Genomic DNA, 20261 nt, shown 5'->3' on the forward strand with positions numbered 1-20261 from the left:
GGCAAGCATCATGATCCGCCTGTCCCTGGTCGCCTTGCTGCTCTCCGGCACCGCCGCCTTCGCCGCGCCGCAGCAGGCCCAGCCCGCGCCGGTCGCGATGGCTTCGGCCGTTGCGGCTCCCGCCGCCGCCATGCTGCCCTCCAAGCTCCAGCTGCGCCCCGAGATCAATCTCGGCCGCGACCTCGTCACCTTCGGAGACCTCATCCCCGGACTTGCCGGCGAGGCTGCCGCGACCGCCGCCTTCCGGGCGCCGGCACTGGGCGAGACCGGCACGATCCAGGTCGCCCGCATCGTCGAGGCCGCCCGCGCCGCCGGCATCGTTCGCGATGCCAGCGAGATCCAGAGCCAGGGCTTCGCCCAGGTCGTGGTGACGCGGGCCGCGCGCCGTGTCACGGCGCTCGACCTCGAAGCCGCCGTGAAGGCCGGCTTGCAGGAGCGCTTCGGCGTCGATGCCCGCATCTTCGCGCTGGCGATCGATGGCGGGGCGCCGAGCGTCGCGGTCGAGCCTGAGCTGACCGGCGATGTCACCGTGGTCGATCTCTCCTTCGATGCCCGCTCCCGGCGCCTGCAGGCGCGGCTCGCGGTGCCCGGCAGCACGGCGCTGCGTCTGAAGCCGCTGCGCATCTCCGGCCAGCTCGTCGAGACCATGGAGGTCGTGGTGCCCAAGCGCCTGATCGCCCGCGGCGAGACGCTCGGCAAGGACGACGTCACCGTCGAGCGCCGCCCGCGCGAGGGGCAGGGCGGCGAGATCATCGGCGATGTCCGCGCCGCCATCGACAAGGTGGCGCGCCGCGCCCTGCTCGCCGGCGTGCCGCTGCGCGGCAGCGACGTCCAGCGCGAGGAGATCGTCGGCAAGGGCGACCTCGTCACCATCGTCTACGAGGCACCGGGGCTGCTGATCACCCTGCGCGGCAAGGCCAGCGAGGCCGGCGCGATGGGCGATGTCGTCTCCGTCACCAATCCCCAGTCCAAGCGCGTGCTGCAGGCCAAGGTCACCGGCCCCGGACGGGTCTCCGTCCAGCCGTCCGTTGCCGGCCGCGTCGCCAGCGCCCAGTAAAGTTTCGTGGAAACCGCCATGTACGCCAACCGTCTCGCCAAGCTTTCCGGCCTCCTGCTGCTGACCGCCTCGCTGGGCGCCTGCGGCATCGGTGATCGCCTCGCCAATGTCGGCCAGGCGCCGACGCTCTCGCCGATCGAGGACCCGACGGCTGCCAAGGGCTACAAGCCGGTGCAGATGCCGATGCCGGAGGTGGCGCATGCCTCCTACGCGCCGAATTCGCTCTGGCGCACCGGCTCGCGCGCCTTCTTCAAGGATCAGCGCGCCCGCAATGTCGGCGATCTCGTCACCGTCAAGGTCAAGGTCACCGACCGGGCCCAGCTCAACAACACCACCAAGCGCAGCCGCAAGAACGGCGAGGATCTCGGCGCCGAGAACGCATTCGGCATGGAGAACAAGCTCGACAAGTACTTTGCCGACGGCGTCAAGGCTTCCTCGCTGCTGAAGCTCGATTCCGATTCCTCGAGCGAGGGCTCGGGCTCGGTCAACCGCTCCGAGACGCTGGCGACCAATGTCGCGGCCGTCGTCACCCAGAACCTGCCCAACGGCAATCTCGTGATCGAGGGCAAGCAGGAAATCCGCGTCAATTTCGAGGTGCGCGAGCTGATCGTCGCCGGCGTGATCCGGCCCGAGGACATCGAATCCGACAACACCATCGATTCGACCAAGATCGCCCAGGCCCGCATCGCCTATGGCGGCCGCGGCCAGATCACCGATGTCCAGCAGCCGCGCTACGGCCAGCAGGTGATGGATATCCTGCTGCCCTTCTGACCTCTCCACCGGAATCCCGGACGGCGCGGAACGCTCCCCCTTGTCTCCGCGCCGCACGGGCGGCGGTCTCTCCCGAGCCGCCACCATCCCGGCCGCCTGCCACGCTCCCCAAGCTCAAAAAGCCGGCGGCCCGAAGCCCCGCGTTCTCCCGACGCGGGGCTTTCCTTGGCTCCTCGAAGCCATCTCACCTGGAGCAGCTTGCACCAGATGGTGCATCGGCGCTCTGCACGACCTGCTCCCAGTCTGAATTGACGCCGGGCATGTTGACCTTGGGACATCCTTGCGTTGTGATGACGCTGGATTTGCCGCCTCGACGAGACTCGAGCGGGACTGCGCGGCAGCTCTGACTATGCCTCCGGCGACAGGAGTATCGTCATGAATGCCGCCGTGAACCCCGCCGCCCCTCATCACCTGCCGAGCTTCATCACCGCGCCGGGCGGGACGGACTACCTGATGGTGATCGCGGCGATCATCCTCATCGGGGCTGTGCTGGGCATCGGGCTGCTTTTCCTGCGCCTTCACACCTTGCCCGAGCGGATGGCGCACAAGACCCACAAGATCCAGTTCGAGGTCGTCGCCGTTCTCGGCTTGCTCGCGCTCTTCACGCATATCCACGCGTTCTGGGTCGCCGGACTGCTGCTCGCCCTGATCGATCTGCCCGACATTCCAGGAATGTTCGGCCGGATGGCCGGCTCCCTCGAGAAGATAGCCGGCATCGCGCCGGGCACCGGCGGGGATGCGGCATCGGACGCGGAGACTGCCGTCCCGGGGCCGGACGGGATTGCTCCTTACGCTGGCGCCAGCGTCGAGGAGAAGAACCATGCTTGAGCTTCTCGTCTGCGCGCTCTTCACGCTCCTCCCCGATTATCTTTATCGCCGCTATGGCCAGGGCAAGCGGTTCGGCCGCGAGCTCACGCTCTATTCCGTCTGGTTCGAGCTGCGCTGGGGCCTCGTCACCTGCGTGATGCTGACGGTCGGCCTCATCACCGTGATCTTCTACAACCACCCCTCGACGACCAGCGCGACGGTGTTCTTTCGGACGGTCCCGATCGTGCCGGAGATCAATGGCCGGGTCGCGCAGGTTCATGTCGGTTACAGCGCGAAGATCGAAAAGGGCGCGCCGATCTTCACGCTCGACAGCAGGAGCCAGGAGGCTGCCGTCGAGGCCACCCGACGCAAGATCGCCGAGGTCGACGCGGCGCTGGCGGTCGCGAAGGCCGATATCCTGGCTTATGACGGCAAGATTCAGGAGGCGAGGAGCGCGCTGCAGCAGGCGCTCGACGAACTGCAAACCAAGCGCGAGCTGAGACAGCGCAATGAGAATGTCGTCGCGACCCGCGAGCTTGAGCGGCTTGAGAATATCGTCGCCGGGCGCGAGGCTGCGGTTGCGTCTGCGACGGCCTCGCAGGCGGCCGCCCAGACGAAGATCGTGACGCTGCTGCCGGCCGAGCGCGCGAGCGCCGAGGCAGCATTGGTCCAGGCCGAGGTGGAACTGGGCAAGACTGTGGTGCGGGCCGGTTTCACCGGGCATGTCGAGCAGTTCTCGTTGCGGGCTGGCGATGTCGTCAATCCCTTCATGCGCCCGGCCGGGATCATCATCCCTGAAGAAGCGGGCCGGGGCAGGATGCAGGCCGGCTTCGGTCAGATCGAAGCGCAGGTGATCAAGGTCGGCATGGTCGCCGAGGTGACCTGCATCTCGAAGCCCTGGCAGGTCATCCCGATGGTGGTGGTGGGCGTGCAGGATTTCATCGCCGCTGGCCAGATCCGCAGCGGAGAGCAACTGGTCGATGCACAGCAGGTGATCCGGCCGGGAACAATCCTCACCTACCTCGAGCCGCTCTATCAGGGCGGGCTCGACGGCGTGACGCCCGGCAGCAGCTGCATCGCCAACGCCTATAGCAACAACCACGATATCATCGCCGCGAAGGAAACCGGCACGCTGCGTCGTATCGCGCTCCATGCCGTCGATGCGACCGGGTTGGTCCATGCCATGCTGCTGCGCATCCAGGCGCTCGTCCTGCCGGTCAAGACTCTCGTCTTCAGCGGGCACTGAGGACGAGGACAGGCGCTAGTCCTCGGAGCGGCCGCTGGAGTCGCGGTTGCGCTCATATCGCTTCTTCAGCGGGAAGGGCGGCAGCCAGGCTTCGCGGCGGATGGTCCAGAGCTCGTAGGTCGGCACGAGCTGGTCCGGCGCATCCAGCGAGCCGAGATTGATCTCGACCTCGTCGCCGCTGCGCCCGAAGACCGTGGAGCCGCAGCGGGGGCAGAAGGACCGCCCGCCATAGTCACGGGCTTCGCCCTCGATCGTCACCGCGTCCTGCGGGAAGATCGCCGACGCATGGAAGAGGGCGCCGTGATATTTGCGGCAATCGAGGCAATGGCAGATGCCGACCCGATAAGGGCGCCCCGTTGCCACCACCCGGATGTCGCCGCACCGGCACCCGCCTGTGAAACGGTCCATGCAGCATCTCCTTCCGTTCAGTCGCGGCTCCCCGCAAAACGTACTGCCGAAGCGGCGGTTCCCGTACGCGAAAGGCCCCACGCCTGCCGGCGCGGGGCCTTTCGAAAAGCTGCGAGAGCCTGCCGTCGCTCAATCGTCGCGGAAGACGCGCTCGTTGCGCTCGTGGCGCTCCTGCGCTTCCAGCGAGAGGGTCGCGATCGGGCGGGCTTCCAGGCGCTTGAGCGAGATCGGCTCGCCGGTCTCCTCGCAATAGCCGTAGGAGCCGTCGTCGATCCGGGCGATGGCGGCGTCGATCTTGGCGATCAGCTTGCGCTGCCGGTCACGGGCGCGCAGTTCGATGGCGCGATCGGTTTCGGAGGAAGCCCGGTCGGCGATGTCCGGGTGATTCTCGCTCTCGCTCTGCAGGGTGACCAGGGTTTCCTTGGCTTCCCGCAGGATCTCGTCCTTCCAGGCGAGGAGCTTGCCGCGGAAATATTCGCGTTGACGATCGTTCATGAACGGCTCGTCATCGCTCGGTTTGTAATCCGCCTCGAGGATGATCTGCTTCGACATGGGCGCGCTCTCTAGTTTGTCGCCTCACGCACCCATCGGCTGTGCCGCGGGAGGGGAGCCGATTTGGCGCCCTTATAGCGATCAGTCTCAAGCGGAACAATCGCTTCCGACAGGACTTCAACGGCTTCGTGAAAAGACATGCCGAATGCCCGATCCGAAGGCGGTTTCGCACTCCAATGCCTCAATCCAGTGCGCGGATCGCGCGGGAGAGATCGGCTTCGATCAGGCGCGCGATCGGCTGCCGGTAGTGGGTATGGTCGAAGAACAGATTCGAATCGTGCATCTCGGGCCGGTCGACGCGCCAGTCGAGCAGTGTCGTGCGCGGGCGGCGCGCCGCAAAATCGGCGAAGGCCTTGCGGCAGGCCGCGTCGGCGGCTGCGTCCCGGCTGCCGGGGCGAGGCAAGGCGGTGGTGTAGGCGGGAGGGCGCAGCAGAATCAGCGCGGTTCCGGCCGGCGCGGACGCCATGAGCTTTTCCAGCGCGGCGGCGGCCGGGAAGGGGCCTTCGACATTGCCGCCACCGACCTCCATGGTCTCGCGCAGCTTGGCGCGCAGATCGGGGTTGGTCTCATAGCCCTGGTCGCGATAGCCCGCCTCATAGTCCCAAAAGCCGTCGGTGCGGGCGCGATCGGGGTTTCGTGACAGGAGATAGCCGAAGCGGCGAGTTACCTCTTCGAGCAGGTCATAGCGCATCAGGCCGCCGAGATAGTCGCCGAGGCTGCGGCTGAAGAGCCAGAACGGAAACGGCTTGTTGTTGGGCATGTCCGGATTGGGCGTGCACCAGGTGGCATCGATGCCGACAATCATCGCCTTAGCCGGCTGCGTCCGGTGACGCAGGAACCAGTCCATCGTGGTCAGGCCCTCTTTCGGGCCCGAGGCGGGCGCGATCAGGGAGACGAAGGACAGGCCGGTTTGGCCGTCGAGCCGCTCGGGCGACAGCAGCTGGACATGGGAGTTGCCGAAGATTGCGGCATTGAACGCGGGATCGCGGCCGCGGCTGGGGGCGGCCGTGCGGGGCCCCTGCGGGCGCACGCCGTCCTTGAGATGCAGGGGCGAGCGGCCGGTGTCGTAGGGGTCGATCAGGAAGGCCGTCGCCAGGAAGGCGGCCGACAGCAATGCGACCGCTCCCAGGAGCGTCACGACGAAGTTCGTCCACCGGGCCGCCGAAGCCGGCACGCCGGCCTGCTCAGAACTGGAAGTAGATGAACTCATAATTGGCGTCTTCGCCGATCTTCAGCAGGATGATGACGAACAGGAGCCCGCACAGGACCGCCAGCCAGCGGGCCGGCGGCATTTTGTGGGCGAGGTTCCAGGCGGTGGGGCCGATGATGGCGAAGGCGGCGGCCGGCAGCAGGGCGCGCCACTTGAAGCCGGTGCCGACGGGGCCGAAGCCGAACAGGCCCTTGTAGATGGCGAGCGCGGCCTGAAAATTCGTGGCCCGGAACAGGACCCAGCACAGGGCCACGAACAGGAAGGTCAGCAGCCAGCCGAGTGCGGCCGGCATCGGCAGGTTGGCCCGGCGCCAGAACAGCGCGACGATCAGCGCCAGTCCATGCGCCACGCCCCAGGCGACGAAGGTGAGGCCGGCGCCGTGCCAGAGCCCGCCCAGCGCCATGGTGGCGAAGAGCGCCCAGATCTGCGTCGGCAGGCCGCTGCGCGAGCCGCCGAGCGGGATGTAGAGATAGTCGCGCAGGAAGCGCGACAGCGTCATGTGCCAGCGCCGCCAGAAATCCTGGATCGATAGCGAGCGATAGGGAGCTTCGAAATTCTGCGGCAGCACGACGCCGAAGAGCAGGGCAAGGCCCAGCGCCATGTCGGTATAGCCGGAGAAGTCGAAATAGATCTGGAAGGTGAAGGCGAGCGTCGCCTGCCAGGCTTCCGCCATGCTGATGACCTTGCCGGCCGCAGCCGCGGCGAAGACAGGGTTGGCGTATTCGGCAAGCGGATCGCCGATCAGCACCTTCTTGGCGAGACCGAAGGTCAGCAGCATCAGCCCGCGCGCGATCCGCTCGGCCGCGTCCGGGCGCTGATAGGGCCGCTGGTCGAACTGGTGCATGATCTCGCGCCAGCGCACCAGCGGGCCGGCGAGCACCTGCGGGAAGAAGGCGATGTAGAGCGCGTAACGGACGAGATCGTAGCGCGGCGCCTGCCCGCGCCGAAGATCCGTCAGGTACATGATGTGGTGGAAGGTGAAGAAGGAAATGCCGAGCGGCAGCGCGATATCGAATTTCGGCGCTGGCAATCCGGGAATCATTCCAGCGAGATCGGCGAAGAAGTTGAAGTACTTGAACACCGCGAGCACGGCGAGGTTCAGTATGATCGCAAGCGTGATCAGAACGCTCGACCTGGTCTTCTGGAAAGCCTCGGCGATCAGCCAGTTCAGCCCGATCGAGAGCGCCAGCAGCGGCAGGAAGCGCCAGTCCCAATAACCGTAGAAGGCGAAGGACAGCACGACCAGAACCGGCAGCCGCAGGCTCGGCGCAAAGCGCTCCGCCCCCCAGTGAAGGGCGAGCGCGAGCGGCAGGAAGGCAAGCAGGAAGGCGAAGGAATTGAAGAGCATCGGGCGGGAAGCGGATCAAGGGATGGCTGCCGCCTTAGACCATTATCGGCGGCGAGTCATGTCGTGGCTGGCCTCAAGCGAGCGGGCGTGTGTTTGGGTTTGCCGGAAACACCGCGATCGTCATGCTCGCCCTTGTGGCGAGCATTCACGTCTTGAACACCGTGCGGCTCGAAGGAAGGCGTGGATGGTCGGGACAGGCCCGACCATGACGGGAGGGGAATTCTCGATAGGTAAGATTTCAATCAATCGATTGATTGAATACTCCGACAATGCTACAGAGACCGCATGAAAGCCATTTCTGACAAGGATGCAGGAACGCGCGAGGCGCTGATCCGGGCCGGGCTCGACCTGTTCGGGCGGCACGGCTTCGAGGCGAGCTCGATCCGCGAGATTGCCCTAGTGGCCGGCGTCAACAGCGCCGGCATCGCCTATCATTTCGGCGGCAAGGACGGCCTGCGCCAGGCCTGTGCCGAGGCGGTCGTCGCGACGATGAAGCAGCGGGTGTTCGGTGCCGCCGCTGCGGTGCCGCCGCTCGACGGGCTCGCGCCTGAGATGGCGGTCGAGCTGCTGCTCGGCGTCGTCGGGCGCGTCGCCGCCTTCGCGACGCAGGCGCAGGAAAGCGAGACCATCGCCCGCTTCGTCCTGCGCGAGATGATGGAGCCGACCTCCGCCTTCGAGACGCTTTACGAGGGGCTGGTCGGCCCGGTCCATGGCCAGCTCTGCCGGCTCTGGGCAGGGGCGACCGGCATGGCGCCGGAGGCGCAGGAGACGAAGCTCGCGGTCTTCGCGACGATCGGGCAGGTGCTCTATTTCCGGCTCGCCCGGCCCGCCGTGATGCGGCGCATGGGCTGGGCCGCCATCGGCCCGGCTGAGAGCGAGGCGATCGCCGGAGTTATCCGCGCCAATATCCGCGCGAGCATCGCTGCCATGCGGGAGAACAGGTCATGATCCTCGGCTTCCTCTGTTCCTTCGGGCTCATCGCCGGGAGCTTCTCCGCCTGCGGCGGCGATACCGTCCGGATCGCCGGCTATGTCGAGGGCGAATATGTCCGGCTCGGCCCGATCGATACGGCCCGGATCGAGCATATCGATATCCGCCGCGGCGATCGCGTCGAGGCCGGCAAGGTCGTTGCCGGGCTGGAGACGACCGATGCCGAGAACGCGGTTCGGGAGAGCGAGGCGCGACTGGTCCAGGCGCAGGCGCAGCTCGACAATCTGCGCAGCGGCAAGCGGCCGGAGGAGATCGCGGTGATCGAGGCCAATCTGGCCTCGGCCAAGGCGCAGCAGCGCGAGGCCGAGCGGGCGCTGGAGCGCCGGCAGGACCTGTTGCGGCGCGGCGTCTCGACCCAGGCCGATTTCGACCAGGCGGAAACGGCGCGCGATGTCGCGGCGGCGAGCGTGCGCCAGAATGCAGCCAATCTCGATGTGGCGCGCCTGCCGGCGCGGCCGGATGAGATCAAGGCGAGCGAGAACGCGGTCGAGCAGGCCAAGGCCGCCCTGGCGCAGGCGCGCTGGCGGCTGTCGCAGCGCCAGCTCGTCGCGCCCTCGGCCGGGCGGGTGAGCGACGTGCTGCGCCGCGTCGGCGAGCTCGCGGGGCCGAGCGCGCCGGTGCTGCTGATGCTGCCGGACGGCGCGGCCAAGCTGATGCTCTACGTGCCGGAGGTGCGGATCTCCGGCGTGACCACAGGCATGAAGCTCGATGTCCGCTGCGACGGCTGCGCGCCCGGGCTGACTGCGACCGTGACCTATGTCTCGCCGGAGCCCGAATTCACGCCGCCGGTGATCTATTCGGCGCAGACGCGCCAGAAGCTGGTCTATCTGGTCGAGGCCCGGCCGGATGGCGGCCCGCAATCGGCCCTGCAGCCCGGCCAGATCGTCGATGTGACGCTCAGGGGACAGCGGTGAACGCGCCGCTCGCCATCGATGTGCGCGGCATGACCAAGCGCTTCGGCAAGCGCACGGTGGTCGACGATGTCGATCTTGCGGTGGCGACGGGCGAGATCGTCGGCTTCCTCGGCCCCAACGGCTCGGGCAAGACCACGACGATCCGGATGATCTGCGGTCTGCTCAAGCCCGATGCCGGGGAGGGCACCGTGCTCGGGCTCGATGTCCGCACCCAGAGCGCCGCGATCAAGCGCCAGGTCGGCTACATGACCCAGCGCTTCTCCTTCTACGAAGACCTGACCATCGCCGAGAACCTCACTTTCGTGGCGCGGCTCTACGAGCTCGATCCGGTCGACGAGGCCGTCGCGAAGACGCTGGACGGGCTTGGCCTCACCTCGCGCAAGGACCAGCTTGCCGGCACGCTCTCGGGCGGCTGGAAGCAGCGCCTGGCGCTCGCGGCCTGCATCATGCACCAGCCCAAGCTCCTGCTGCTCGACGAGCCGACGGCCGGCGTCGACCCCAAGGCGCGGCGCGAGTTCTGGGACGAGATCCATCGTCTCGCCGGCGACGGGCTGACCGTGCTGGTCTCGACCCATTACATGGACGAGGCCGAGCGCTGCCACCGCATCGGCTACATCGCCTATGGCCGCATGCTGGCGACGGGGACGGTCGAGGAGGTCGTGCAGGGCTCCGGGCTCGTGACCTATGTCGTGCATGGCGCGCTGAGGCCCGAGCAGATGCGGGCGCTCTCGGCGGCTGATGGCGTCGAGCAGGTGGCGCCCTTTGGCGCGACGCTGCATGTCGTCGGCACCGACCGGGGCAAGTTGGAAACGGCGCTGGAGCCGCTCAAGCGCGAGGCCGGGATCAAGGTCGAGCCCGGCGAGACCAGCCTCGAGGATGTCTTCATCAAGTTCATGACCGGCGCGCAGGAGCGGGCGGCATGACCGGCCTGTTCTCGCCCCGCCGGCTCGGCGCGATGCTGGCCAAGGAGTTCGTGCAGATGCGGCGCGACCGCATCACCTTCGCGATGATGCTGGCGGTGCCGATCCTCCAGCTCCTGCTCTTCGGCTATGCGATCAACAACGATCCGCGCGGCCTGCCGGCGGCGATCCTCGCGCTCGGGCAGGACCGCTATACCCGCGCCGTGGTCTCGGCGCTGGAGGTCTCGAACTATTATCGCTTCGGCGAGCGCCCGCAGAGCGCGGCCGAGGCCGAGAGCCTGATGGCCAAGGGCGAGATCTCCTTCCTCGTCACCATTCCCAGCGATTTCGGCGCCCGCGTCGAGCGTGCGGACGAGCCGCGCATCCTGGTCGAGGCCGATGCGACCGATCCTGCCGCGGCAAGCGGCGCCGTCTCGGCGCTCGGCACCATCGCCAGCCGGGCCTTGCAGCGGGCGCAGGGGCGCGAGCCGGTCACCGATCCGGCCGGGGCCGGCGGCGACAGCCTCTCCTTCGTCGTGCACCGGCGCTACAATCCGGAGAACATCACCCAGTACAACATCGTGCCCGGCCTGCTCGGCGTCATCCTGCAAATGACCATGGTGATGATGACGGCGATGGCGCTGACCCGTGAGATCGAGCGCGGCACGATGGAGAACCTGCTCGCGATGCCGGCGACGGCGGGCGAGATCATGCTCGGCAAGGTCTTGCCCTATCTCGCCATCGGCGCCGTGCAGGTGGTGATCGTGCTGGGTGCGGCGAAGCTGCTCTTCGCCGTGCCCTTCCTTGGCGGGCTCGGGCTTCTGCTCACCTGTGTGCTGATCTTCGTGCTGGCGCTGGTTTTGCTCGGCTACACGATCTCGACGGTGGCGCGCACGCAGCTCCAGGCGATGCAGCTCACCTTCTTCTTCTTCCTGCCCTCGCTGATGCTGTCCGGCTTCATGTTCCCCTTCGCCGGCATGCCGGGCTGGGCGCAGGCTTTGGGCGAACTCTTCCCGCTGACGCATTTCCTGCGGATCATCCGGGCGATCATGCTGAAGGGGGCGGGCCTCGCCGATATCGGCGACGAGGTCTTTTATCTCAGCCTGTTCGTACCGGTTTATGCGGGGCTCGCGCTGATGCGGTTCCGGAGCACGCTGGACTGAAAAGAGCTGTCGCGCCGCATGCAGGTCGCAATAGTGACTTGCAAAATGATAGTTACTGCATTAGCTGGGGCGCATGCAGCCCCGGCTCATCCCGCTTGCCGAATGTCCCTGCGCCCGCGCCGTCGAGGCCGTGGGCGAATGGTGGAGCATCCTGATCCTGCGCGATGCGCTGCAGGGCTTCACCCGCTTCGACGAATTCCAGCGCAGCCTCGGCATCGCGCCCAACATGCTGGCGCGGCGGCTGAAGCATCTCACCGAAGCCGGGCTGTTCGAGCGGCGGCTCTATAGCGAGCGGCCGAAGCGCTACGAGTATGTGCTGACGGAGAAGGGCAGGGACTTCTTTCCCGTCGTCGCGGCGCTGGTCGCCTTCGGCAACCGCCATCTCGCGCCGGAGGGGCAGGCCCTGCTGCTCGCCGATCGCGAAAGCGGGCGGGCCGTCGTGCCGGCCTATGCCGATGCGCAGAGCTTGCAGCCCGTGAATCCCGACAACGTCACCGTCATCGCCGGCCCGCAGGCCAGCCCCGGCATGCTGCAACGCCTCGCCATCGTGGCGGCGCGGGATGCGGTTGCGCCGGCCTCACGCATATAGGAGCTTTCCATGCGCCGTATCGTCGTCACCGGAATGGGCGTGGTCTCGCCACTTGGCTGCGGAACCGAGATCGCCTGGCAGCGCCTGCTCGCGGGGCGCTCCGGCCTGCGCCGCCTGCCGGATGCGATCGTAGAAACCTTGCCGGCCAAGGTCGCCGGCGTCGTTCCGTCCAAGGCCGAGGATCCCGAGGGCGGATTTGACCCCGAGGCGGTGATCGCGCCGAAGGACCAGCGCAAGATGGACCGCTTCATCCAGTTCGCGCTGGTCGCCGCCAGGGAGGCACTCACGCAGGCCGGCTGGCAGCCGCAGAGCGAGGCCGAACGCGAGCGCACGGCGACGGTGATCGCTTCCGGAATCGGCGGCTTCCCGGCCATCGCCGAGGCGGTGCGGACCACCGATCAGCGCGGGGCGCGCCGGCTCTCGCCCTTCACGATCCCGTCCTTCTTGGTCAACCTCGCCGCTGGTCATGTCTCGATCGAGCATGGCTTCAAGGGGCCGATCGGTGCGCCCGTCACGGCCTGCGCGGCCGGTGTGCAGGCGATCGGCGACGCGGCGCGCATGATCCGGGCGGGCGAGGTCGATATCGCGCTCTGCGGTGGCACCGAGGCCTGCGTCGATCTCGTCGCGCTCGGCGGTTTCGCGGCGGCCCGCGCACTCTCGACCGGCTTCAATGACGAGCCTGAGAAGGCCTCGCGGCCCTTCGACCGGGATCGCGACGGCTTCGTCATGGGCGAGGGTGCAGGGCTTCTGGTGATCGAGGCGCTGGAGCATGCGCAGGCGCGGGGCGCCACCATCCTGGCCGAGCTGACCGGCTATGGCACCAGCGCCGATGCCTATCACATCACGTCAGGCCCCGAGGATGGCTCAGGCGCGCGGCGCGCCATGGAGACGGCGTTGAGGCAGGCAGGGCTCCAGCCGGCCGATGTCGTCCACCTCAACGCCCATTCGACCTCGACGCCGGTCGGCGACCGCGGCGAGCTCGCCGCGATCAAGGCCGTGTTCGGCGATGAGGGCGGCATCGCGATCAGCGCGACGAAATCGGCCACCGGTCATCTGCTCGGCGCTGCCGGCGGGCTGGAGGCGATCTTCACGATCCTGGCCCTGCGCGACCAGATCGCCCCGCCAACGCTCAACCTCGAAAACCCGGACGAAGCTGCGGCCGGGCTCGATCTCGTGGCGAAGGAGGCGCGACCGCTCGCGATGGAGCACGCCATCTCGAACGGCTTCGGCTTCGGCGGAGTGAATGCCAGCGCCGTGTTCAGGCGCTGGTCGTAAAGCTTCCGCTCAGAGCGGGATGTTGTCATGCTTGCGCCAGGGGCGTTCCACGCTCTTGGTGCGCAGCATGGCGAGCGCGCGGGCGATGCGGCGGCGCGTCGAGTGCGGCATGATCACCTCGTCGATATAGCCGCGCTCGGCCGCGACGAAGGGGGACATGAAGCGGTCCTCGTATTCCTTGGTCTGGCGCGCGATGGTTTCGGCATCGCCGCCGCGGAAGATGATCTCGACGGCGCCCTTGGCGCCCATCACCGCGATCTGCGCCGTCGGCCAGGCATAGTTCACGTCGGCGCCGATATGCTTCGAGGCCATCACGTCATAGGCGCCGCCGAAGGCCTTGCGCGTGATGATCGTGACCAGCGGCACGGTGCATTCGCTATAGGCGAAGAGCAGCTTGGCGCCGTGCTTGATCAGGCCGCCATATTCCTGCGCCGTGCCGGGCAGGAAGCCGGGGACGTCGACCAGCGAGACGATCGGGATCTCGAAGGCGTCGCAATAGCGCACGAAGCGGGCGGCCTTGCGCGAGGCGTCGGAGTCGAGAACGCCGGCCAGCACCATCGGCTGGTTGGCGACGATGCCGACGGTGCGGCCCTCGATACGGCCGAAGCCGGTGACGATATTGCCGGCATAGGCCGCCTGTATCTCGAAGAAGTCGCCCTCGTCGACCGTCTTCAGGATCAGTTCCTTGATGTCGTAGGGCTTGTTCGGATTGTCCGGGACGAGCGTATCGAGGCTCATGTCGACGCGGTCGGGCACGTCGAAGCTCGGCCATTCCGGCACGCCGGCCGTGTTGTTCGCCGGCAGGAAGTCGAGCAGGCGGCGCACCTGCAGCAGTGCCTCGACATCGTTCTCGAAGGAGCCGTCCGCGACCGAGGACTTGCTCGTGTGGACCTTGGCGCCGCCGAGCTCTTCGGAGGTCACGGTCTCGTTGGTGACGGTCTTCACCACCTCCGGGCCGGTCACGAACATGTAGGAGGTATCGCGGACCATGAAGATGAAATCGGTCATCGCGGGCGAATAGACGTCGCCGCCGGCGCAGGGGCCCATGATCACCGAGATCTGCGGGATGACGCCGGACGCCTGCACGTTGCGCTTGAAGACCTCGCCATAGCCGCCGAGCGCCGCTACGCCCTCCTGGATGCGGGCGCCGCCGGCATCGAACAGGCCGACGATGGGCGCGCGCATCTTCAGCGCCATGTCCTGGATCTTGATGATCTTCTGGGCGTGCGTCTCGGAGAGCGAGCCGCCGAAGACGGTGAAATCCTTGGAGAAGACGAAGACGGTGCGGCCATTGACCGTGCCCCAGCCGGTGACGACGCCGTCGCCGGGAATCTTCTCGGCCTTGTCCATGCCGAAATCGACGGCGCGGTGCTGCACGAACATGTCGAACTCCTCGAAGGAGTCCTTGTCGAGCAGGAGCTCGATGCGCTCGCGCGCCGTCAGCTTGCCGCGCTTGTGCTGCGCCTCGATACGGCGTTCGCCGCCGCCCTTGCGGGCGCCCTCGCGGCGGGTTTCGAGCTGTTCGAGGATGTCCTTCATGGCGGCAGGCTCCCGGCCGGAAATCGCGTCTCGAAAGCCGGCTTAAGCGGCCATCGCGCATGAGTCCATTGCGACGTTTGCTGAAGCCGGAACCGCAATCATGCGGAAGGCGCGGCCGGGTTGCCGAGCGTGTCGTTCAGCCGGACGGCCTCCTGCACCAGTGCCGTCACCAGTGCGGGGTCGACGCTGTCGCCCTCGCGCAATTCCCAGGTCGCCAGCTCGTATTTGCCACCGGCCTTGAGGCGTGGCGCGATCTCGCGCAGGCGCTTGCCGCGCCAGAACCCGAACAGGACGCGCTTGTCCTCGGCGCGGATCAATAGCAGCGGGCCGTTGGAGAAGTAGACGAGATGGGTCCATTTGATCCGCTCGTCGAGCGGGGCGGAGGCGCGGACATCCCGCCGCAATTGCTCGACGAGGGCGCGTTGCCAGCCGGAGAGGGCCTCGACGTAAGCATCGGGAGATGTCGCCGCCGGCCCCATTTTCATCGCGCCTAGCCTTTCAGCAGCAACAGCACGGCCGCATCGAACTCGCGCCGACGGATGATGCGGCGCTCGGCCGCTTCCTCGTCCTGACCCCAGATGCCGATCTGGTAATCCTCGTCGAGATGGGCGGCATCCCAGGTGGCGTCCGGATCGATCCGTCCGTTCGCCAGCGCCAGCGTGAGGATGGCCGAGCCGGTCAGCGTCATGACGTTATGGGCGCCGGCGAGCGCGAGCGGGGCCGGGATCTTCGCGACCTGCCGGGTGACGGCGGCGAGCGTCTCTTGCGGCTGCTGCGCGAAGACGATGCCTTCCGCCAGCAGGAAGCGGGCGCCGATCAAGGCCTCGATATCGCCGAGGATCGGCTGCCAGATCTGGTTTTGCCGCTCGACCAGCGCCTCGGGCTCGCCGGCGCGGTAGCAGAGCGCATCGGAGCCGGCATAGCGGACGATCTCGGCGCGCACGGCCTCCTGCTGATCCTCGACGCCGTCGAGCGCCGAATTGACGAGCCGGGTCAGCGGCATCCGTGCGGGGTCGATCCGCTCGGCCTGCGCCTGCCATTCGACGGCGAGCGCCTCCGCGACGGGGCGGGATGTCACCGCGAGCTGTTTGCGGGCCGGAGTCCGTGCCGTCTTGCCGTCGAGGGCGACATGGAAGAGGCCGTCCCGCTCCAGGACACCGGCTTCCTTGTAGAAGCGGGCGGGCAGGGGATTGCGCATCGCCTGCTGGGCGGCGGCGACGGGATCGGGCTGGCTGGCGCCGGGCGAGCCGAAACGGGCGAGGAAATCATCGGTAGACATGGCCCCGCCATAGCGCATTCGCGCCCGGCAGGGAAACCGGCCCTCAGGCAGCGCGAATGCGGCCGAGGAACTGCGCGACCTCCGTATCGAGATGGACCGACTGGCGCGAGAGCTTGTCGGCGGATTCGGCGACATGGCTGGCGGCCTCGTCGGTTTCCGCGGCGATGCGGCTGACGATGTCGATATGGCCGGCGGCGAAGACCGTCTCGTCCGCCGCGCGCCGGATGATCTGGGCGATGTTGGCGGCGGCCGCATTCTGCTGCTCGACCACGGTCGCGACATTGCCCGAGATCTGGTTGAGCGAGCCGACGGTAGCGTTCATGGCATCGATCGCGCCGATCGCGTCGGAACTGGAGTCGCGGATCGCGCCGATCTGGCTCTGGATCTCCTCGGTCGCGCGCCAGGTCTGGTTGGCGAGCGACTTGATCTCCTGGGCGACGATGGTGAAGCCGCCGCCGGAATGGCCGAGGCGGGCGGCCTCGATCGAGGCGTTGAGCGCGAGCAGGTTGGTGTGCTTGGCAATGGTCGAGATCGCATCGGTGATGTCGCCGATCTGGCCGGCCTTGCGGGACAGTTCGCCGACCGTGTCGAGCACGGCCTGCGCCTGCCGGGTGGTTTCGCCGACGACGCGCGTGGTCTCCGCGACCTGGCGGTCGACCTCGGCGAAGGAATGCGCCAGCTCCGCCGTGCCCTGCGTGACGGCGACGACGTTGGAGGAAGTCTGGCGCGAAGATTGCGATGCCGCGCTGGAGCGCTCGGAAACCTCGAGCGCCCCGGTCTTCATCTGCTGCGAGGCGGTGCGCAGGGATTGCACGGAGGCGATGACGTCGCGCGCGATGCCGGCGATCTCGCGTTCGAAATCGTCGGCGACGCTGTGCAGGACCTGACGACGCACGAGGGCGCCCCGCTCCATGGTCTCGGCCAGATCCTGCCGTGCCTCATCCGCCACGGCGCGGGCGGCGTCGGCTTTGTCGCGCTCGCATTCCGAGATTTCGAGCGACTGGCGCAGCGACCAGACCACGCAGCTGAGCGCGATCGATTGCACGGCCACGATCACGCCATGCAGCAGCACGCGGTCGATCTGGCTGCCGTTGAGGAAGACTCCGCCGGGAAGCAGCAGGCTCAGCGCAAAATGATGCACGACGATGGCAAGCGTCGCCGGGATGAAGATGCGCCAGTCCAGCCAGCCGGCGAGCACCGCCAGCATGGCGAAGAAGTACATGTGCATGTCGGACTGGTAGGGATGGCCGGCGAAGGCATAGACCATCAGCATGACCTGGCCCATCGTCACGATGCTGGTGATCTGGCGCGTGATCCAGCCGGTGCGCTCTATGCGCCAGACCATTGTCCCGAGCGCGGCGAGCGCGACGCCGGCCAAGGCGATCGCCGGGCTGTTCAGCGGCGAGGCCGATGGCGTCCCGAAGGCCAGAAAGACTGCGTTCGCCCAGAGGATCGCAATCAGGAACCGGGAAAAGCGCTCGCGAAAGCGCAGGACGTTGTTCATCGGCTGCTCCCTGCAGCGCTGCCGGTGCAGAGACGGGCGAAAGCCGCGTCGATGACGAGCCAGGCTCCTGCGCCATAGAGCGCCGAGACGAAGCCGTCGCGCTCTCCCATCGTGAAGGCGACCGAGGAGCCGGCATCGATCTGCAGGAGGCTGCCGCTCGCGCCGGTGACGGCCTGCGCGATCTCCGCCGTGTCGGTTCCCGCGGGGAAGAAGGCCGCCATCGGCCGCCCCGGCGCGGGCCAGGCTGCAATCAGGAGCGCGGCGACCGCCATCGCGATGCCGCAGATCAGGCCGAAACCGATCTCGCGCATAGGGTTCCTCCGGTTGTCCGGGCGTTCGGACGGAAACCTAGGCGGGCAGGTTACGGAGGCCGGCTTTATGCTTGGTAAATTGTTTCGCTAACGTTGCGGAATGCGCCCCGGTTCAGGTTCTGAAGCGGTCCTGCCAGGCGGGCTTGGCGCCGGTGAAGGGCAGGGCAGTGGCGGCATGGACGCCGCGCGCCACGGCACGGGCCAGCACATCGGCCGCGGTGGCGCAGAGCTCCGTCATCGCGAAGGCATCCGAAGGGGCGCCGCTGTAACCGGTTGCGGCGGCGAAGACGATGTCGCCGTCGAGCGGGGCATGGGCGGGGCGGAGCGCACGGGCGAGCCCGTCATGGGCGGCGAGCGCGAGGCGGCGGGCCTGCGGCCTGGTCAGGACGGCGTCGGTCGCGACGAGGGCGATCGTGGTGTTCTGGCCGGTGCCGCCCTTGAAGCGCAGCGCCGTGTCGTCCTGGGTGATCGTCGAGGGCCAGCCACGGCCCCCGAACTCGCCCTCGCGCTCATAGGGCGCAGCCCAGAAATGCGGGCCGTCGCCGATCGTGGCGCTGCCGACGGCATTGACCGCGACGAGCGCGCCGACAACCTGCCCGGTCGCGGCCCGTGCGCTGGCCGAGCCGAGGCCGCCTTTCAGGGTCGCGGTCGTCGCGCCATAGCCGGCGCCGGCGGTTCCGAGCGCGAAGCTGGCGGAAGCCGCGGCGGCAGCCTCGGCGCCCAGCCGGACATAGGGCGTCTCCGCTTCGCCGCGGGCCCAGGGCTTCTCGCCGCCATTCATCAGGTCGAACAGGATCGCCTGCGGGACGATCGGCACGCGGAGCGATCCGACCGGGAAGCCGCGCCCTTCCTTCGCCAGCCAGCGCATCACGCCGTCGGCGGCGCCGAGTCCCCAGGCCGAGCCGCCCGAGAGCACGAACGCATCGACATGCTCGACGGTCATCTCGGGGTCGAGCAGGGCGGTGTCGCGGGTGCCGGGGGCGCCGCCGAGCACGGCCACCGAGGCGATGGTCGGGCGTTCGAAGATCGCGGCGGTGACGCCCGTCGCTGCCGCGGCATCATGCGCCTGGCCGACGAGCAGGCCGCGGACATCGGTGATGAGATTGTGCATGGGAAACCCGATGGCGAACCGAATCGCGCCGAAAGCGTTGTCGCTACATTACGATCTTTTCATCTACTGGCCATTGCCGGGTCAGGCCTGCAGGATCAGGTTGGTGTCATCGCCTATCGGCTTCGAGACCCGCTGCGCGACGCTTCGATCTGACTGCTTCAAGGGAGGTTGCCCCTGTGAAACCCATCGCCCTCATCGCCGCATCGTCGATCGCGATGCTCGCCGGTAGCTTCGCGCTGGCGCAGCCGCAGCCGGTTCCGCCCGCAGGCGGCGACCAGAAGCAGGAGCGCACCGAAAGCCGCGAGCAGCGCCGCGACGAATGGCGCGAGCGTCGGGCTGAGCGCGCCAAGGCGCGGCTCGACGAGCGCCTGTCCAAGGTGCGGGCCGATCTCAAGCTGAGGCCCGAGCAGACGGCCCTGTTCGACAAGGTCGAGGGGCTGATCAAGCAGCGCAGCGCCGATCGTGGCGAGCGCTGGAACCAGATGCGCGAACGGCGCGAGGCGCTGCGCCATGCCGACCTGATGGAGCGGCTCGACGCCACCGCCAACCGGCAGGGCGAGCGGGCGGCCCGCTCCAAGGAACTGGCGGATGCCGTGCGCCCGCTCTGGACGACGCTCAGCGACGAGCAGAAGACGGTGCTGCGCCGATCGGTGCGCGAGGCGATGGCCGAAGGGCGCGAGCGTTTCCGCGAGATGCGTGCCTGGCGCGGCGGCTGGCATGACGATGATCGTGGCGAGCGCGGCGACCGTGGCGGGCGCAGGCAATGGCGCGACCGCGACGACCAGAACGACGATTGAGGCCTGATCTCAAGCTGTTCCCAGTTTCAGAATTGAAGAGAGCCGCGTCCGGATCCGGGCGCGGCTTTTTTCATTCGTGCGACTGGTGTCTCGATCTCAGGTGCCGACGGCGTCCGAGACGCATTTCTTGGTGAAGCTGTTCTTGGCGGCGCCTGCCAGCTTCTTGTCGGCGGCCTGCTTGTCGCAGGCGGCGCCGGCATCCTTCTCGCATTTGGTCAGGAAGCTCGTCTTGGCGGCGCCCGCGAGCTTCTTGTCCGAGGCCTGAAGGTTGCAGCTTTGCGCCTGGGCGGCGCCGGCCATGCAGCACAGGGCGACGGCCGTCAGCAGAAGTCTTTTCATGCGAATCTCCTCTCCGGGGAGATGACGCTACGCTACCGCGCGGCCGGGAGATATGACGAAAAGCGGTGCCGCCCTGCTTTCGCCAAAATCCCTAACGCACGGAATTCAAAAAGCAATTCAGTTATTTACCATATCTGTTCAAGTTGGATTCA

22 protein-coding genes are annotated in these 20261 nt (G+C 67.7%); 11 read left to right on the plus strand and 11 right to left on the minus strand.

Going from position 1 to position 20261, the window contains the following annotated elements; genetic code table 11:
- The first annotated feature begins 10 nt into the window (after window positions 1-10).
- From flgA to WFK61_RS22690, 4 genes are all read left to right on the plus strand, one after another.
- The gene (flgA, locus tag WFK61_RS22675) at window positions 11-1057 is read left to right on the plus strand and encodes a flagellar basal body P-ring formation chaperone FlgA (protein ID WP_336814326.1); all 1047 of its coding nucleotides are present in this window, start codon (window positions 11-13) and stop codon (window positions 1055-1057) included.
- 18 nt (window positions 1058-1075) lie between these two features.
- Complete coding sequence (flgH, locus tag WFK61_RS22680) at window positions 1076-1828, plus strand: flagellar basal body L-ring protein FlgH (RefSeq protein WP_336814327.1); 753 nt, start codon at window positions 1076-1078, stop codon at window positions 1826-1828.
- A gap of 375 nt (window positions 1829-2203) precedes the next feature.
- Window positions 2204-2656 (plus strand): hypothetical protein, encoded by a 453-nt coding sequence (locus tag WFK61_RS22685; protein ID WP_336814328.1) that lies wholly within the window; start codon window positions 2204-2206, stop codon window positions 2654-2656.
- Complete coding sequence (locus tag WFK61_RS22690; protein WP_336814329.1) at window positions 2649-3881, plus strand: HlyD family secretion protein; 1233 nt, start codon at window positions 2649-2651, stop codon at window positions 3879-3881. The genes WFK61_RS22685 and WFK61_RS22690 overlap by 8 nt, the downstream gene beginning before the upstream one ends.
- A 15-nt stretch (window positions 3882-3896) precedes the next feature.
- On the opposite strand, the gene WFK61_RS22695 is transcribed toward WFK61_RS22690, so the two are convergent.
- From WFK61_RS22695 to WFK61_RS22710, 4 genes are all read right to left on the minus strand, one after another.
- Window positions 3897-4289 (minus strand): GFA family protein, encoded by a 393-nt coding sequence (locus WFK61_RS22695; RefSeq protein WP_336814330.1) that lies wholly within the window; start codon window positions 4287-4289, stop codon window positions 3897-3899.
- 129 nt (window positions 4290-4418) lie between these two features.
- Window positions 4419-4841 carry an RNA polymerase-binding protein DksA gene (gene dksA, locus WFK61_RS22700; RefSeq protein ID WP_257732254.1) on the minus strand — a complete coding sequence of 141 codons (423 nt, stop codon included), beginning with the start codon at window positions 4839-4841 and terminating at the stop codon, window positions 4419-4421.
- Window positions 4842-5022: 181 nt separating this feature from the next.
- The gene (locus WFK61_RS22705; RefSeq protein ID WP_336814331.1) at window positions 5023-5979 is read right to left on the minus strand and encodes a hypothetical protein; all 957 of its coding nucleotides are present in this window, start codon (window positions 5977-5979) and stop codon (window positions 5023-5025) included.
- A 46-nt stretch (window positions 5980-6025) separates the two neighbouring features.
- Complete coding sequence (locus WFK61_RS22710) at window positions 6026-7399, minus strand: MBOAT family O-acyltransferase (RefSeq protein ID WP_336814332.1); 1374 nt, start codon at window positions 7397-7399, stop codon at window positions 6026-6028.
- 285 nt (window positions 7400-7684) lie between these two features.
- Between WFK61_RS22710 and WFK61_RS22715 the strand changes: the two genes are divergently transcribed.
- From WFK61_RS22715 to fabF, 6 genes are all read left to right on the plus strand, one after another.
- Entirely contained in the window at window positions 7685-8347 is a 663-nt protein-coding gene (locus tag WFK61_RS22715; RefSeq protein WP_336814333.1) for a CerR family C-terminal domain-containing protein, read from the plus strand.
- Window positions 8344-9303: an HlyD family secretion protein gene (locus WFK61_RS22720; RefSeq protein ID WP_336814334.1), complete on the plus strand. Its 960-nt coding sequence runs from the start codon at window positions 8344-8346 to the stop codon at window positions 9301-9303. The genes WFK61_RS22715 and WFK61_RS22720 overlap by 4 nt, the downstream gene beginning before the upstream one ends.
- A 29-nt stretch (window positions 9304-9332) precedes the next feature.
- Window positions 9333-10226, plus strand: coding sequence for an ABC transporter ATP-binding protein (locus WFK61_RS22725; RefSeq protein ID WP_336814386.1), 894 nt, complete (start codon window positions 9333-9335; stop codon window positions 10224-10226).
- Window positions 10223-11365: an ABC transporter permease gene (locus tag WFK61_RS22730; protein WP_336814335.1), complete on the plus strand. Its 1143-nt coding sequence runs from the start codon at window positions 10223-10225 to the stop codon at window positions 11363-11365. Before WFK61_RS22725 ends, WFK61_RS22730 begins: the two co-directional genes overlap by 4 nt.
- A 73-nt stretch (window positions 11366-11438) precedes the next feature.
- A complete protein-coding gene (locus tag WFK61_RS22735) occupies window positions 11439-11954 on the plus strand; it encodes a winged helix-turn-helix transcriptional regulator (protein ID WP_336814336.1) in 516 nt (171 codons plus the stop codon).
- A gap of 9 nt (window positions 11955-11963) precedes the next feature.
- Window positions 11964-13229 carry a beta-ketoacyl-ACP synthase II gene (fabF, locus tag WFK61_RS22740; protein ID WP_336814337.1) on the plus strand — a complete coding sequence of 422 codons (1266 nt, stop codon included), beginning with the start codon at window positions 11964-11966 and terminating at the stop codon, window positions 13227-13229.
- 9 nt (window positions 13230-13238) lie between these two features.
- Here fabF and WFK61_RS22745 read toward each other — a convergent pair whose 3' ends face one another.
- From WFK61_RS22745 to WFK61_RS22770, 6 genes are all read right to left on the minus strand, one after another.
- The gene (locus WFK61_RS22745; RefSeq protein WP_336814338.1) at window positions 13239-14768 is read right to left on the minus strand and encodes an acyl-CoA carboxylase subunit beta; all 1530 of its coding nucleotides are present in this window, start codon (window positions 14766-14768) and stop codon (window positions 13239-13241) included.
- 98 nt (window positions 14769-14866) lie between these two features.
- On the minus strand, window positions 14867-15253 hold the full coding sequence (locus tag WFK61_RS22750; protein WP_336814339.1) for a DUF1801 domain-containing protein: 387 nt from the start codon (window positions 15251-15253) through the stop codon (window positions 14867-14869).
- 5 nt (window positions 15254-15258) lie between these two features.
- Window positions 15259-16047 (minus strand): ATP12 family chaperone protein, encoded by a 789-nt coding sequence (locus WFK61_RS22755; RefSeq protein ID WP_336814340.1) that lies wholly within the window; start codon window positions 16045-16047, stop codon window positions 15259-15261.
- A gap of 43 nt (window positions 16048-16090) precedes the next feature.
- The gene (locus WFK61_RS22760; RefSeq protein WP_336814341.1) at window positions 16091-17551 is read right to left on the minus strand and encodes a methyl-accepting chemotaxis protein; all 1461 of its coding nucleotides are present in this window, start codon (window positions 17549-17551) and stop codon (window positions 16091-16093) included.
- Complete coding sequence (locus WFK61_RS22765) at window positions 17548-17862, minus strand: hypothetical protein (protein WP_336814342.1); 315 nt, start codon at window positions 17860-17862, stop codon at window positions 17548-17550. Before WFK61_RS22765 ends, WFK61_RS22760 begins: the two co-directional genes overlap by 4 nt.
- 112 nt (window positions 17863-17974) lie before the next feature.
- A complete protein-coding gene (locus WFK61_RS22770; RefSeq protein WP_336814343.1) occupies window positions 17975-18973 on the minus strand; it encodes a P1 family peptidase in 999 nt (332 codons plus the stop codon).
- Between the two features lie 176 nt (window positions 18974-19149).
- Here WFK61_RS22770 and WFK61_RS22775 point away from each other — a divergent pair, with 176 nt between their 5' ends.
- Entirely contained in the window at window positions 19150-19770 is a 621-nt protein-coding gene (locus WFK61_RS22775) for a Spy/CpxP family protein refolding chaperone (RefSeq protein ID WP_336814344.1), read from the plus strand.
- 96 nt (window positions 19771-19866) lie between these two features.
- Here the strand turns inward: WFK61_RS22775 and WFK61_RS22780 are convergent, their stop codons facing one another.
- Window positions 19867-20109, minus strand: coding sequence for a hypothetical protein (locus WFK61_RS22780; RefSeq protein ID WP_257732238.1), 243 nt, complete (start codon window positions 20107-20109; stop codon window positions 19867-19869).
- Window positions 20110-20261: the final 152 nt, after the last annotated feature.

Origin of the sequence: Allobosea sp. MMO-172, from assembly GCF_037147855.1 — a bacterium.
Taxonomy (GTDB): domain Bacteria; phylum Pseudomonadota; class Alphaproteobacteria; order Rhizobiales; family Beijerinckiaceae; genus Allobosea.